Origin of the sequence: Rothia sp. HMSC08A08, assembly GCF_001808385.1 — a bacterium.
Classification (GTDB): domain Bacteria; phylum Actinomycetota; class Actinomycetes; order Actinomycetales; family Micrococcaceae; genus Rothia; species Rothia dentocariosa.
This window is the reverse complement of record NZ_KV793081.1, coordinates 123,132-137,573: the sequence shown is the minus strand read 5'-3', so window position 1 is coordinate 137,573 and position 14,442 is coordinate 123,132. Positions and strand designations below refer to the sequence as shown.

The 14,442-nt window shown below is 51.8% G+C and carries 13 protein-coding genes and 1 riboswitch; of the genes, 8 read left to right on the top strand and 5 right to left on the bottom strand.

Annotated elements, in window-relative coordinates; translation table 11 throughout:
• Window positions 1-133 precede the first annotated feature (133 nt).
• Genes HMPREF3164_RS10030 through HMPREF3164_RS10000 form a run of 7 tightly spaced genes read left to right on the top strand, consistent with a single transcriptional unit; the run spans window position 134 to window position 8,396 of the window.
• The gene (locus HMPREF3164_RS10030) at window positions 134-1,360 is read left to right on the top strand and encodes a cytochrome P450 (RefSeq protein WP_080974332.1); all 1,227 of its coding nucleotides are present in this window, start codon (window positions 134-136) and stop codon (window positions 1,358-1,360) included.
• A complete protein-coding gene (locus tag HMPREF3164_RS10025; protein WP_048754457.1) occupies window positions 1,347-2,303 on the top strand; it encodes an ABC transporter ATP-binding protein in 957 nt (318 codons plus the stop codon). The genes HMPREF3164_RS10030 and HMPREF3164_RS10025 overlap by 14 nt, the downstream gene beginning before the upstream one ends.
• Window positions 2,304-2,316: 13 nt before the next feature.
• Window positions 2,317-3,156 carry an ABC transporter permease gene (locus HMPREF3164_RS10020; protein WP_070536268.1) on the top strand — a complete coding sequence of 280 codons (840 nt, stop codon included), beginning with the start codon at window positions 2,317-2,319 and terminating at the stop codon, window positions 3,154-3,156.
• 9 nt (window positions 3,157-3,165) lie between these two features.
• Complete coding sequence (locus HMPREF3164_RS10015; RefSeq protein WP_070450812.1) at window positions 3,166-5,421, top strand: YcaO-like family protein; 2,256 nt, start codon at window positions 3,166-3,168, stop codon at window positions 5,419-5,421.
• 13 nt (window positions 5,422-5,434) lie between these two features.
• Window positions 5,435-6,694 (top strand): SagB family peptide dehydrogenase, encoded by a 1,260-nt coding sequence (locus tag HMPREF3164_RS10010; RefSeq protein WP_070450810.1) that lies wholly within the window; start codon window positions 5,435-5,437, stop codon window positions 6,692-6,694.
• 24 nt (window positions 6,695-6,718) lie between these two features.
• A complete protein-coding gene (locus tag HMPREF3164_RS10005; RefSeq protein ID WP_048754453.1) occupies window positions 6,719-7,786 on the top strand; it encodes a sensor histidine kinase in 1,068 nt (355 codons plus the stop codon).
• A gap of 4 nt (window positions 7,787-7,790) precedes the next feature.
• Window positions 7,791-8,396, top strand: a complete 606-nt coding sequence (locus HMPREF3164_RS10000) for a response regulator transcription factor (RefSeq protein WP_004006035.1) — start codon at window positions 7,791-7,793, stop codon at window positions 8,394-8,396.
• Between the two features lie 52 nt (window positions 8,397-8,448).
• On the opposite strand, the gene HMPREF3164_RS09995 is transcribed toward HMPREF3164_RS10000, so the two are convergent.
• The 5 genes from HMPREF3164_RS09995 to HMPREF3164_RS09975 are packed head-to-tail and all read right to left on the bottom strand — an operon-like array spanning window position 8,449 to window position 13,788.
• Window positions 8,449-12,408, bottom strand: coding sequence for a DEAD/DEAH box helicase (locus HMPREF3164_RS09995; protein ID WP_070450809.1), 3,960 nt, complete (start codon window positions 12,406-12,408; stop codon window positions 8,449-8,451).
• Between the two features lie 44 nt (window positions 12,409-12,452).
• A complete protein-coding gene (locus HMPREF3164_RS09990) occupies window positions 12,453-12,740 on the bottom strand; it encodes a hypothetical protein (protein ID WP_070450807.1) in 288 nt (95 codons plus the stop codon).
• A 23-nt stretch (window positions 12,741-12,763) separates the two neighbouring features.
• Entirely contained in the window at window positions 12,764-13,090 is a 327-nt protein-coding gene (locus HMPREF3164_RS09985) for a hypothetical protein (RefSeq protein WP_070450805.1), read from the bottom strand.
• Between the two features lie 22 nt (window positions 13,091-13,112).
• Window positions 13,113-13,439: a hypothetical protein gene (locus HMPREF3164_RS09980; RefSeq protein WP_070450803.1), complete on the bottom strand. Its 327-nt coding sequence runs from the start codon at window positions 13,437-13,439 to the stop codon at window positions 13,113-13,115.
• Window positions 13,440-13,461: 22 nt separating this feature from the next.
• Window positions 13,462-13,788 carry a hypothetical protein gene (locus HMPREF3164_RS09975; protein WP_070450837.1) on the bottom strand — a complete coding sequence of 109 codons (327 nt, stop codon included), beginning with the start codon at window positions 13,786-13,788 and terminating at the stop codon, window positions 13,462-13,464.
• A 264-nt stretch (window positions 13,789-14,052) separates the two neighbouring features.
• Window positions 14,053-14,181, top strand: a riboswitch (SAM riboswitch).
• Here HMPREF3164_RS09975 and HMPREF3164_RS09970 point away from each other — a divergent pair.
• Window positions 14,160-14,438 (top strand): nuclease PIN, encoded by a 279-nt coding sequence (locus HMPREF3164_RS09970; RefSeq protein ID WP_246822679.1) that lies wholly within the window; start codon window positions 14,160-14,162, stop codon window positions 14,436-14,438. (Overlaps the previous riboswitch by 22 nt.)
• Window positions 14,439-14,442 lie beyond the last annotated feature (4 nt).

The window sequence follows — 14,442 nt, the reverse complement described above, 5'->3', positions numbered from 1 at the left end:
TGGTTCCCACCCTGGATACACAGTGAAGGAAAATCATGAAAAAGCGTTCAACAGGTCGTTGGGTTTTTCGTGGAGCGTTACTCGTCGGATTTTTGCTTATTAACGCTTCAGCCAATCATTGGTGGCCGTTCCTATGACTTTTACATATGACAACGGATTAGTTCAGATGCCTGAACCCCCGCATCTTTTTACATCCGCTTGGTACGAATCTCCTATTTCGAGTGCTCTAGCCTGGCAGAGCCACGCTCCTGAGGGTATTGGGGCATCAGATATTTCTGGCGTTTTGTTGGCCACTCGGTTTGAGAGTGTCAAAACGGTTTTGCATGATGACCAAAGGTTCTCTGCTGTGGGACAAAAATATTTGAGTCAAATGCAGTCCCAGGCACACTACGCGAAACCTGAGCCTGCAGATTTTCAGATTCCTCAAACTCAGCAAAGGTTCTTAGCGCATATGGATGGATCCCCTCTTCGCCAGATGCGCAAAAGGCTACGTACTCCTTTTACCGCTGCGAATTCTAAGAAAGCGGTCGAACGTTGTCGAGATGCTATCGAGCAGTCCGTCACGATGCTCACGCAGTCGAAAAAGCTAGATCTTGCAGGGTGGTGTGATGATCTCGCGGTATCCCTGATTAGTGTTCTTATCGGGTATGAAGGAGATATTATCGAGCTTTCTCGATGGTGCCGAAAACGGGGTACTGTCCCGAGCAAACGAGAAGGGAAACTCTCTGCTCCAGACGCGCATCAGCTCTTCGCCGAAGACGTTATGGGTGCAGGAGGGTTCTACCATCAGTATCGTCACGACGGTATGCCCCACGATGCAGCAGTCGAAATTGTCAGTATGCTCGCCTCAATCACCCATGAGAGCCTGCAATGGGCTATGACTAACGTTTTGACCGTACTGACACAGCGTAACCTTTGGGAAACAGTAAATTACGAGAACTCTATCGCTATGGTTGATGAGGCACTGCGCCTATACACGCCTACCGCAGCGTTAGGACGCCTCGCTACTGTCGATACCAAAATAGGTGGAACGTCCATTCGTGCGGGGGAATTAATCGTGTGTTTACTTCATGCCGCACAACACGATTCCAGAATGTTCCCAAACCACGATGAGTTTACGCCCGGCAGACCGCATGCGTCAGAAGTAACCTTTGGGATGGGACCTCACGCATGCCTCGGATTCCCCATCGCCCGTCCTCTCATGGGGGCAGTTACCCATAAAATCGCAGAATCTGCGTGTACTTTACGGCTTGGTGAAAATCCTGAACCACTACCGGAGATGATCAACTCTACGTGGATCCAAATGCCGGTACACCTTATACCTTCAATCTCTGGGGAGAATCTTTATGCAGGGATATGAGCAATACAGTGTTATCGCTGAGGACATTCACCAAAATTATAGTGATGTGAAGGTGCTTAAAGGCGTCAACCTCGCGGTCGAAAGGGGGGCAGTTCACGGTATTCTCGGCCCTAACGGCGCGGGGAAAAGCACCTTTGTAGATTTGTGCACCGGATCTTCTAAACCTACAAGCGGTACGGTGCAGGTCCTCGGCGTTGATCCGCATCGTAACTCTGCCCTTGTGCGTTCACATATGGGTATTGTGATGCAGGAAGCGGCATTCCCGACTGGACTCAAAGTCAAAGATGCTGTCACCTGCTGGCAGCGTTATATGTCTGCAACAGAATACACAGTGCCTGAGTTTTTCGATCTTGAGAAACTAGCAGATCGCAGAATCCACGAGCTTTCCGGTGGCGAAAGGCGCAAACTTGACCTGTATCTGGCTATGATGGGCAATCCTTCTCTGCTTATTCTTGACGAACCTACGACCGGGCTTGATCCGTTAGCACGTAGAGATGTGTGGGAGGTTATTCAGAACCTTGCCGAAACAGGTACTACTATATTGCTTACTTCTCACTATCTTGATGAAGTTTCGGCTCTTTGCCAGCAACTTTCTATTCTCCTTAACGGGCAGATTGTTGCGAGCGGAACCCCAGCGCATATTGCTAAAGAATACAGTCACACACGGCAAGGCTGGGTAGAACTCTCGGACTGCCAGAACGCCCAAGCTCTTGGCGGAGACCTTTCTTCGCAGAGCGGGTACAAGAATATACGTGTTCATGATGCCACGGTTTCATTCGATGTAGAGTCCCCAACAGGGTTACAAAACTTATTTGCAACATCCGCATATCGTGATGCTGTCCTTGATTTTGCGCTCAGCGACTATTCACTTGAAAACGCGTACGGCAGCATTGTGCGATCTACGGATGCCCCACAGGGTATAGGTAGTACCCGCACGAACTAGGAAGGCCACTTACGTGAGTGCCACAATCTCAAACTTCACACGGAGTCTGTATGCGCAAATAGCCATGCAGCTGACCGTCTTTATCCGCAATATGCGGAGTGTTTTTTTCACCTTAGCCTTCCCCATTATGATGATCGTGCTCTTCGCCAGTGGATCTTCAGGACAGGCTAATATTCCCGCTCAGCAGGGAGTTGATGTGACAATGGCAAGCTGGACTATCGTGGGCTTATGCTGCTACACGCTCCTGATGGGTACATTTGTGCGTGTAGCAGGTGATATGGCGGCGCAGCGCTCGACCTCTCTCCTGAAACGTCTGCGACTTCGGAGCACATCGGACGCCGCAGTAATCGCTGGTTACATTGTGACTGCATCCATCATTGCCCTAGCGTGTACTTTAATCCTTATTGTTTTTGGCATGGCGGTGTATCACCTGCCTATGCCTAAAAATATTCCATTGACAGTATTGGTTATTCTGCTGACTACGGTGGTGCTCTCGCTCATCGGTGCTGCGTACGCATCGTTTATTCCCAGTGCAGAAGCAACTCAGATTATGCTGCTGCCGCCCGCTCTAGTTTTGATGTTCCTCTCAGGTATCTTCCAACCTGTATGGACTATCCCAGCTGGGCTACGAGACTTCGCAGGGTGGTTCCCCCTTGTGCACTTAACGGATGCATTACGTTCCGCGTGGTTCGGGCTCGATGTAGCACACGCGCAGGTAAGTGATACTGGATTAACCATCCCTTCAGGAACTCAGTTCATCAGTACTCAAGGGATGCTTGTTATCGGTTTATGGTGTGCAGTTTCACTTATTTTTGCGATTACTAAATTCCGGTGGGATCCCCGACAACACTAGGAGAGAACTATGATAACCGCATCGTTAGATAACCATTCTGAGACCGCTGAGCTATATCCCCAAGGAACTGAACGATATGTAAGGAACCCACAATTCCACTTTACTCAGCAGACCCGGGAAAATCGCACGACAGTTGTTGCTTCTTCGCCCGAAACAACAGTGCTGCTTGAAGGACCTGAGGCTGAATTCATCGCTGAAGTTGACGGGAAAACCTTGGAAGATATGATGCGTTTACCCCGCTGGGCAGCGGATCTTCCACTCATGTTTGCTCTTGCGGCTCAGCTGCAGTATCGCGGGCTTATTATGACTGAGACTCAACTTTCAGACCATACTACGCAGGGAAATATTGAGATTATTGACGTTACTCGTGCCCGAGTTCTTAAGTCTTTCTCTGCCTCGCCTCAAGACGGCATACGGGTTATTGATGGGCACACGGTTCCTAGCGTGAATTCGGGTTTACCAACGGTGATTGTCTGCGAAGATATGATTTCTCCCGCTGCCGAAAAGCTGTCTAGGAAGTATGAGGCGGCGGGGCATCTGTACTGCCTAGTGCAATTACAGGGAGCGGATGCTCTCATAAGCCCAGTGCTGGGGACTTCGTCGAGCGTACCTTATGACCAGCTCAAGCATAGTCTTCAAGTTAACGCACAGTATGCTCTTTCGGGCGGTAAACTTCTGGACAATGTTATGGGGGCGGCCTCAGTAACTCCGCGTTCCGCGGTGTACTCGCTTATCTGGTTGGCAATTCAGCGAATGAAGACATCAGATCCCGCAGAGAATACAGTCTTACGTTTTAAAAACGGTCTCTTTGAAGGGGAGCACTACGTCATGACGGATGCCAAGACTACTAAAGCTCAACCGTTGAACCTTGACGCGCAGGCTAAAAAAATTGACCTGAGTTTCAATCCCGTCAACGACGCTGGACGCGCAAAATCTACCCGAGAGACCTGGGAAACCTATCGACATCTTGTATCTGATGTAACAGGAGTCGTCTCAAGCCTTAAACGTTTGGTACCTGAAGACGAAGAGCTCCTGGTACACGTTTATGGGGCGGGACATAACTGGGCGCTCAATCACGGTAGCTCTGAAGAATTCACACGTAGCTTACGCGGTCGTTCTTCGGGTAAAGGAACCACCGATTTAGGCGCCCGAGTATCCGGTTTGGCAGAAGCTATTGAACGTCATAGTGCGATCTCTGACGGCACTGAAGCCCGTTTACACACCAGCTATAAAGACTTGGGGGAGCAGGCTCTAGACCCTCGAACCCTGACACAGTTCTCTCAGGATCAATACGAGCAACGGGATGTTCTCAACCAAGTGAAGGATCCATATCATTGGGTTCCAGAAAAATTCGATCCCACAGCAGAGATTGATTGGATGCCTGTTTGGCGACCCGCATGTGATGAAACTGCCTGGATTCCTGCAGCGTACTCGTTATTCATGTTTGATCACGGAGCGATGCTGCCAGGTGCAAAATGTCCGCTTGGACAGAAAATGATGCGTTCAGATTCAAACGGTCTCGCAAGTGGTTCTACCCCAGGCGATGCCGCCGCGCAGGCTCTGCTTGAACTTATTGAGCGCGATGCCGTTGCCATTTGGTGGTACAACAAAATTCCCCGCCAGATAATGGCACCCGAGTTTACGGATACCCCTTTTATTCAGCGTACCCGAGAATGGCTGCGAAGTATTGGCCGCAACCTAGAGATTCTAGATATCACAACAGACATAGGTATTCCTGTAGCTGCCGCTGTAGCCCCTAAACCTGGGGGTGTGTCCGATCAGATCATTCTGGGGTTCGGTGCGCATCCTAACCCTGAAATTGCCGCAACCCGTGCAGTAACAGAGGCTCTGCAGTTTATGTGTGCCCTGCCAGCGCAATTTAGGACCGCAGAAGGTATGGATCTAGACCTCCTTAAAATTTCGGTAGATGATGCTGCTAGTCATTGGCTTCAAAACGCTAAACTAGCCGATAATCCTCATCTTGTACCTGATCCACAGGCACTTAACGTAGAGCATGTACCGTGGAAGCAAGCCGATCCCCAACGTATTATTGCGCGTCTAGAAGATGTCGGTTTACCTGTGTACCTTCAAGAGCTTACACGTCCTTATATTGGGCTTCCTGTAGTACGTGCTCTAGTCCCGGGGCTGCGTCCGTGGTGGAGGCGCTTAGCGGCGGGACGACTCTACGATGTGCCGGTTCAATGCGGATGGCTTACCCAGCCCATCCAAGAAACTGACCTCAATCCGACCTCCATGTTCTTCTAGAGGGAGTTACCCCGTGACAAAGACCCACCTGAATCCACACAAAATACCTTTGATTCATTGTGAATATCAGCTGAAACAGACGCATCCTCAAAACAATGAAAAGTTCGGAACTTTAGAAGACTGGGCTCAGAACTTAGACGTATCTGCACAGCAGGCCGCTCTGATATTGACTCGACAGAGCTCGTCAAGAAACCCTATACAACGTCTTATCAACTCTGAAACCGGAGCAAGCATAGAGATTTCTGGCTTTGAGCTCCTGCTGACTGAAGACGCGCTGGAACCTGTTCTTGACGAGGCAAATTATCCGCTTGGTCATACTGACTGCACTCTTACGCCGGGCGTTGTTATTTACGGGATGAATGGAAATACTCGCTTTGAAATAGCGCATCGGCCTTTACGAGTGACTCTCAATGCCCAAGCCTGGTTAGATGCTATGACGGGTGGCGTAACCCACCAAATTCTGGAATTTATAGGGATTTTTGCGCCTGAAGAACAGCATCATAAATATGGTCCTTGGGACTGTTGGGAACCTCATGACTATTTTATGTACCGACGTTCCAGGTTTGATACGGCAACCGGAGGGTATGGCGCTACTCGAACACGTGAGCACAACACAACCTTGCTCAAAGGCTTGGCTTCTCTTCGACAATTTCCCTTCCCCAAAGTTGATTCTCGCCGCCACCAACTTCTTCTGGATCAGGCGCTTCTACAACGAACATCCCGGCGCATACCGCAAAAACCTTCGTTAAGTCTTGAATCTCTGACAACACTGTTGGAAGAAAGCCTGCGTGAAACTTCCCATAAGAGTGAAAATATAACACGGCTGCCTTTTCCCAGCGGTGGCGCTCTTCACGAGCTTTACCCCTTCATCATTGCTCAGAATATCGAAGGGCTGGAACAAGGGCTATGGTATGCAAACCTGCATACTCGTCAGTATGAACAGGTTGCGGCTGTTGAGGAGAAAACTCAGAGCGCGTACATGCGTCTATTGCGTACCTATGCAAGTTCGGCACGGCTAAAGACTGAAGATGTACAGGGGCTTGTTTTATTAGCTGCTGATTTTGACCTTGTGACTTCAACGTATGAAGGAGTCGCATATTCTCTTACCCTCAAACACGTAGGAGCATGGATGCAAACGGCCTGCCTGCTTGCGGAAGAAATACCGCTCAACGTATGCCCTTTAGGCGGTGGCGATGCCCGCGCGTTTGAAACACTCACAGGCATTTCATCCGATAGACTGGTTCCTGTGGGCGAGATTCTCGTGAGTTCCTAGCTTCTACGGTAAGGTTTTACACCCATGTTTGATACTTACGGTATATGGACCGCTCTGGCTTGGTGTGCTCTTGTGCTTGCTGTGGTCTGGATTGGGTACCTCAGAATCCAGCGTCCTACCGTAGGGAAGATTCATAGTATTGTTTCTATCATTATTATTATCTTTTCCTTAGTAGGTATTCTAGGCATTAAGCAATCTATGCTCCCAGTGGGGATTTTATGTTGTGCTATAGCAGTTACCGGAGTAAGGAATACAAAAATAGCGGCTATTACAACCCTGGCAGTTGTTGTGGCTCTTAACTATTTGCAGACTTTAGAACCTAGCTGGGAGATCAATACCAGTTCCCATGATCCGGCTATTGTTGCCATCGTGGGGTTTCTCTTCATGAATCTTCGGATTAGCCGAGTATCACACCGGCGGCTTCAAGAAGAACTTTATATTGCTGAACAGAACCAAGAGTTACGTGAACAGAACCTACAGGCAGAGTTTAGGACCCAGATTGCGGCGAACCTTCATGATCTTATTGGGCATGATTTAACAGTTATTAATATTCGCCTGCAACAATTGGTACGTACCTTAAAACCTCTTGATTCAGACGTGGCATATGAAGCGCGTGCGATACAGAAAATGACACGTTCTTCTATAGCTCATTTACGCGACGTTGTAGAAGGCTTTAATACAGTTGATTTCTCGCATCAACTCAATGCTGTACCGTCATTACTGTCATATCGTGGTATTCAAGCCCACATGGATATTCAGCAGAATGTTCTCAAGGTCCTTAACCCAAGTACCCTCACAGCACTGTATTGGGTACTTCTTGAAGCTATCACCAATGTTCTTAAACATAGCGGCGCAAAAAATTGCTGGGTGAGTCTAAAACAACATTCTTCGGGTGACTATATGCTTATTATCGCGGATGATGGTATAGGACTGAAGGAAAGTTCTATGCGGAACACCGGTGCCGGTTTAGCAGATATGAATACCCGCATTCAACATATAGGTGGAGAGACAACTCTTGGTGCCGCACCTGAGGGTGGAACCCAAGTCAGAGCTAGGATCCCAGCTTCTAACATCATTACTGGAGGGGCATAAAATTATGATTACTGTTCTTATAGCTGATGATCAGACGATGTTCGGCAGCGCGCTCGCCAGTCTTATTGATGAAGAAGAAGATTTGGAAATTGTGTGTGTTTGTCGAGATGGACAGGAAGCCCTGGATAGTATTGTCACATATATTCCAAATGTAGCGCTTCTTGATATTGAAATGCCAAAACTTAACGGTCTAGATGTTCTTGATGAAGTTCAGAAGCAAGGCATAAACACGAAAATAGCTATTCTGACAACTTTTCAATCTCCTGGTTACGTTCGTCGTGCTCTTGAAAGCGGTGCTTGTGCTTTTATAACAAAAGATCAAGATGCTGAAGAAGTATCAAACATTATTCGGGATATACATTCTGGGAAGGTAGTGGTTGATTCTGCACTGCTTCTTAGTGGTGCTACGCTGCCAGCTAATCCACTCAAACCCAGACATCAGGATGTTCTGAAACTGACTATGGAAGGAAAAACCGTCAATCAAATTGCACGGGAACTATACCTTTCTCACGGTACTGTGAAGAATTACCTATCTGAAGCCATTCAACTTCTTCACTGTACTTCACGTGTAGAGGCTGCTCATACGGCGCGTACTAACGGCTGGATTTGACCTGACGTATAAGGCGGCGATGGGCGTATAAAGAGCCTTCTTAGCAGGGGAGTTAGGAATCAGTCGGGGTGAAAAGCTCACGAATCTGTTCCGCATCCACCCGGGACGAGGCGAAGGAGCCGTCGTTGACGACCGCATCAAACAGCGCCGCTTTCGATGCCTTCAAATCCATGACCTTCTCTTCAATGGTGCCCTCAGCCACCAGTCGGTACACGTGCACATCGCGTTCCTGCCCCAGCCTGTGGATGCGGTCCACCGCCTGCTGTTCAGCCGCCGGGTTCCACCACGGGTCCATGATGAAACAGTGATCTGCCTCCGTCAGGTTCAGTCCGAACCCGCCCGCCTTGAGCGAAATCAGGAACACCGGCGCCGCACCCTCGGCGAAATCTTTCAAAACCTGCGGGCGGTTGCGGGTTGTGCCGTCCAAGTACAGGTAGTCGATGCCTTCAGCCTGCAGCCGTTCAGCAATTGTGCGCAGATACCCCGTGAACTGGCTGAACACCAGCACCCGGTGCCCGTCGCCTAAGAGCGAGGGCAGATGCTCCACCAAATATTCGAGCTTGGCGGAAGCCACCCCGGCGTATTCGTCCGGGTCGATAAGCGTGGCGTCAAGCGCTAGACGCCGCAGAAGCGTGAGCGACTGAAAAATCGTGAACCGGTTCTTATCCATATCATCTAAAAGCCCGAGCACCTTCTGCCGCTCGCGCTGCAGATGCATATCGTAAATATGCCGATGCGCCGCTGTGAGCGGCACGTTCACCCGCACATCGTTCTTTTCGGGAAGATCGGCGGCGACCACATCCTTCGTACGGCGCAGCATCAGAGGGCGAACCCGGCGGCGTAATTTTTCGATAACCTGCGGGTCCTCACTAGACTCGGCGGGGCGCGCATATAGGTCGCGGAACATGCGCGCTGACGGGAACAAGCCATCCGCCACAATCGCCAAGAGCGCCCAAAGCTCCATGAGGTTGTTCTCCATTGGGGTGCCCGTGATGGCGAGTTTTACCTGCGCGTTTAGGGCACGCGCCACCTTCCATGCGCGAGTTTTCGTGTTCTTCACGAACTGCGCCTCATCCAAAATCAACGCACCCCACCCTGCACGCGGAGGAGCATCATCCTCTGTGTTTTCGGGAACGTGGTTACCGAATTCGATGTATCCATCCTCGTCGAGACGGAACAGCGCATAGCTCGTGAGCACCAGATGCGCACCCTGTACCAGCTCGGCGATGCTCGTGCCGCTTTTGCTCGTAGACTCGGTGATAGTCACCACCTTCGCACCCGGCACGAATCGTGCAGCCTCTTGCGCCCAGTTACCCACCACGGATGTTGGCGCAACCACGAGGAAAGGTGCAAACTCGGTGTGATCGGCGCGTTGCTCATGCTCGGCGATCGCTTGGGCAAGCAGAGCGAGCACCTGCACGGTTTTGCCCAAGCCCATATCGTCGGCAAGAATCCCGCCCAGCCGGTGCTGCCTCAAGAACGCGAGCCAGCGGAAACCCTCAAGCTGATAAGGCCGCAGAACTGCGGTAAGACCCGGGGGAGAGGGCAGGTGATTCGCTGAAAATACGCCGGAAGAAACAGATAAAGAATCGGAATGTTCGTTCTCTAAAACTTCTTCGGAACCGGCAGTCTCCCCCGCACGGTCGGCGGCCTCCACGAGGGCGAGCAGACTCTTAACCTGGGCATCCCAAGAAGCCACGGTTTCCACACTCGAAGCGAGCGATTCCAGCTCAGAGAACAGCCCCGCCTGATGCCGGTTAATACGCAGCTCACCGCCGGTTTCGTTGAGCGTGCGGGCCTCCTCAATAAGGGTTCTCAGCGCCGAAAACTCCGGGCGATTGAGTGAAAAATAGGTGCCGTTACCCAGCAAAATACGATCCTGATTCCGATCGAGCGCCTCAAAAACCTGGGCGAAAGGCACAGTCCAGTTATTGACCTTAATAGCGATACCCAGCCCGAACCAGTCACGCGAATTACCCTCGGTCACCTTGACCTCAATCATGGCGTCGGTCGCCTCGGTAAACTCTGGTACGGAACCGAGCAGCCGCACGCGAACCCCGGGAATACGCCGCAAGGCGGGCAGCACATGAGCGAGAATATCGCGGGTTTCCCACCCCTGAGAACGGCGTTCCCCGAACCCGCCTGCCAATACCGGGTTGGATGCAGTCGCCGACCGTACCGCGCGCAGCACCCGCGCCTCAAAACGTTCGTCGCGTTCTGTGCCCAAGCCCAGCGCCGGCAGGCGGCGAACCCCCGAGTCTGTGCCTTCTTCATCGAGTGGGTTCTTCGGGTACTCCCAATACCAATTCAGGAGCGCATCGTGCGAAATCTCATCATCAAAATGCGCTTCAAACACCAAATAGGGCGAACGAACCTTCGGCAGTGCTAAAGCCGGGTCTGGGGTAAGGAACGGGACGGCCCGCGTGAGGGTGGGCAAGAACTCGCGGTGAAAAGCCTCGCGCTCGCTCGCCGGAATACGCATTTCGCCGCGAGATACCAATGATTCTGCGGTTGCATCTAAGGGCTCGGCAAGCGGAATAAACGCCAGATTAAGACCCTCCGGCAGGTCCGGAATAGTCGGTGTCGCTGTGTTTTCGAGTGAAAGTTCGGGAATAAGCCCGACCGTCTGTGTTTCAGAATTTTCGTTTTCGCCCGCGCTCTCCTCTGCCTGTTCCTGCGAAGATTGAGCCTGAAAAACATCGCGATGCGGCGCGTCTAAGGCGCCTTTGCGCGTGCTCTTCCAATGCACCCGATGCGCCTGTTCCTCGTAAATACGCTGCACAAGAGAACCGAGCGCAAAAAATCCTGAGCGCGGCGAGCCGATGGGGTGGCAGTGCGCGGCATCAAACCAGAGCTGCCGCACCCGGTTATCTTCGCGGGTTTCCCATCCCAAGGCGGCATGAAGAGCCAGGTCAGGAGCGGAATCTTCACTCACGGCAGCCTCTGCGTTCTGTCGGGATTCGGCCTCAACGGCTCCGGCATGTACCCTCACCTGGGCGGGCGGCAGAACCGCCGTAGTCACCTCAAACCCTTCGAGAAGAATCGGCAGGCCAATCTGCTCTGCGCGCGCCAGAACATCCCACAGCAGCGTGGAGTTCGTGGCGGTGAGCGAAATCCAGTCCCGATGCGAAGAGTACATATTCTGCCACGGGCGTGCGATAGCGTATATTTCGGCGAAGAACCGTTCGTGCTCGGGGTACACCTCGTGACGACCGACCGGCCCACCCACGCTGGATGCGAAGGTCTCCCAGCTGAGCCCACCCTTGATCCAGCGCCCGGTTTTGGACTGCATCAGCGGCCGCGCCAGCAAATTGATAGGCGGGGTTGCACCGGGAATATTGCGCCCGCGCGCATATGAACCCGAGATACTGAAGGAAAGATCGAGCGCCCCCGGAACCCGTGCCGAATCAATACCGGATGCTTCGCCCCGGGCAGCGAGAACCTGTGCCATATCGCGCCGCCACACCGAAATTTTCGAGGGCGAAGAATGCGTATTCTCGTGGTCGTTCAGGGGGAGAGGCTCGGGGTCGGTGGTGAGCGAGCTTGCCGAACGAATCGCCCCCGATGCGCGCAACGCCGCCAGGGGATCGTCAGCTGCCTCCGCAACCTGTCGCACGGTATCCTCTGGGCTCTCCGGGTTCATAGACTGGCGGACGCGGTCGCCGGGCGCATTGTCGAGAGCCTTCCGCGCGGTCTTGGCACGGTCGAGTGCGGTGAGCATGAGAGCGACGGCGTGCTTGCAGTCGGCGGCGACCGGGCATGTGCATCGTGCGTTGAAAAGATTGGAATCGGCGTCAGAACCCGGGAAGAAGCGAATATCTACCTCATAGGGAATAGGGGTGCTCCCATTCACCAGACCTTCCAGCGTGTTTTCGTCTTCGTCGTAGGTGTAGCGCACCACTTCACGCTGACGGGCATAAGCAAGCCCGCGCTGGTATGCCTTATGCCCCGCCTGCCGAATAATCTGCGCAACGGTGACGGGGATATCGGGGAAAGGGTTTGGCGTGCTCACCGTTCCATTATCTCAAGGGTGTCAAAGAAGCGCGCGGTAATTCGTTATGAGGTCTGTCCAAGATGCGCTGAGCGTTTTTTACGTGCATTTTTGATGACTATTGTGAAGAACATAATAAAAGTGATGATGGTGGTCAGGAAGCCAACGCATAAGACGCTCACGGCAAGGGTAGCGGCTGCCTGTGTGAGAGGACTCGACCCCTTGGGCTGGACGCCCCTCCACTCGAGGGCATGGTACTCAACGACTGCTCCCCAGCCGGCTAGGATGAACAATCCAATACCGAGAATGAGGAGTAGTGCAGCTATTGCCCCGACCATACGTGCAGTTTTCATGCTTTCCCCTTGAGTAACTGACTTTATGGATTCATCTGGTCCCGTTCTTTTGCCAAGGGTGTTTTATTCTGCTCAGCATGCTTGTTGTGTGCCTTGCGTGCCTTCTTGGTCGCCGTTGTGAAGAGCAGAATAAAGGTGATAATGCCGGTGAGGAAACCAATGCCTAGGAACCATAGGCTCAGATTATTAGTCGCCATGACGAGCGGACTTGCTCCTGCGGGATCGACACCCCTCCATTCGAAGGCGTGGTATTCCACGAGTGAACCCCAGCCGGCTAGGATGAGCAATCCAAACCCGATAACCAGAAGTACTGCGGCTACTGCTCCAACGGTGTATATAGCTTTTTTCATGGGCGCTCCTTAGATGCTGGCTCTATGAATTAATCTGATTCTGGTCTTCTGCTGAGGGTGTTTTATTCTGTTCAAGATGCTTGTTGTGTGTCTTGCGTGCCTTCTTGGGCGTCGTGGTGAAGAGCAGAATAAAGGCGAAGAGCCCGGCGAGTAAACTGGTGCCTAAGAAGCAGTAGCTGAGGTTAGCGGTTGCTTTGGTCAATGGACTCTTCATGGTAGGTTGAACACCCCTCCACTCGAAGGCGTGGTACTCCACAAGAGCGCCCCATTGCATGAGGATATACAGAAAGATTCCTATGGTGAGGAGTGCTATGGCCAGTCCACCAATAGCGTATATAACTAGTTTCATAAGTGCTCCTTAGATACTGGCTCTATGAATCAACCTGGTTCTGACCATCTTTCAGTAGGTCTTGAGCCTGTTTAGGATACTTTTTGTGCGTCTTGCGGGAGTTCCTGATCGCCGTGGTGAAGAACGGAATCAAGGCGATAAAGCCAGTAAGAAAGCCGGTGCCTAAGAACCAGTAGCTGAGGTTGCCGGTTGCTCGCGTTAGGGGACTTGCTCCTTTATGCTGCACGCTCCTCCATTCGAGGGCATGATACTCTACGAGTGAGCCCCAACCGGCCAGGATGAACAAGCCAAACCCAATGATCAGAAAAATTGCGGCCACTATCCCCATGATCTGTACAGTCTTTTTCACAGTTATCACTCTTTCTTTCCGGAAGCGTAAAGTGGGCGTGACATGGTGATATATCAGAGGCAAGATAAATTTCTGTACATTACCCAGTGTGCCGTGATTTTTCTCGAATGTGTAGACCTGCTCTGAAGGCCCAAAACTTCACACTACGCCGCCATGAGGCGGCTATATACAGGTATGCATTCATAATCGCGTTATGTAAATCACAAGGATTTGACAGGTTCGGGCGTTTACAGATTCCTGAAAGCTGTTGTAACCTGGATTCAGCTTCAAGAGTTTCGACTGATAAGCTCCGACTATGGTCGAACGCCAACCCCATGTTCACGGGTGGCTCGGATGACGAAGCGGTTTGTATTCGCCGCCTCAGGTGGCACTTGGTACAGGCAAGAGCAACGCGAAAGGAACGCGCATTCGGCGCATGGTTGTCAATGTACAACAGCTCTTCATCTACAGCATCCCCCCTTACTCCTGCACGCTCTTATCAGGAAAATCTGCGTGCCGCATCCGTACCCGCACGCGGCGGTTACCAGGCAGTAAGTATTCAGGACTACGCACGTATTTCTTCTAAGCGCGACGAATTCCTCAATTTTCTGCTTCTTCCCAACCCCGAGGGTATTCCCGCCGTCGAATATGCCGGTCTGCGCGTAGCATAGGGGT

Bases quoted from the DNA above. Each gene is read 5' to 3' on its own strand.
- HMPREF3164_RS09990 (WP_070450807.1), bottom strand. From the start codon at position 12,740: ATGAAAACTGCACGTATGGTCGGGGCAATAGCTGCACTACTCCTCATT.
- HMPREF3164_RS09980 (WP_070450803.1), bottom strand. From the start codon at position 13,439: ATGAAACTAGTTATATACGCTATTGGTGGACTGGCCATAGCACTCCTC.
- HMPREF3164_RS10015 (WP_070450812.1), top strand. From the start codon at position 3,166: ATGATAACCGCATCGTTAGATAACCATTCTGAGACCGCTGAGCTATAT.
- HMPREF3164_RS09985 (WP_070450805.1), bottom strand. From the start codon at position 13,090: ATGAAAAAAGCTATATACACCGTTGGAGCAGTAGCCGCAGTACTTCTG.
- HMPREF3164_RS10030 (WP_080974332.1), top strand. From the start codon at position 134: ATGACTTTTACATATGACAACGGATTAGTTCAGATGCCTGAACCCCCG.
- HMPREF3164_RS10005 (WP_048754453.1), top strand. From the start codon at position 6,719: ATGTTTGATACTTACGGTATATGGACCGCTCTGGCTTGGTGTGCTCTT.
- HMPREF3164_RS10025 (WP_048754457.1), top strand. From the start codon at position 1,347: ATGCAGGGATATGAGCAATACAGTGTTATCGCTGAGGACATTCACCAA.
- HMPREF3164_RS10000 (WP_004006035.1), top strand. From the start codon at position 7,791: ATGATTACTGTTCTTATAGCTGATGATCAGACGATGTTCGGCAGCGCG.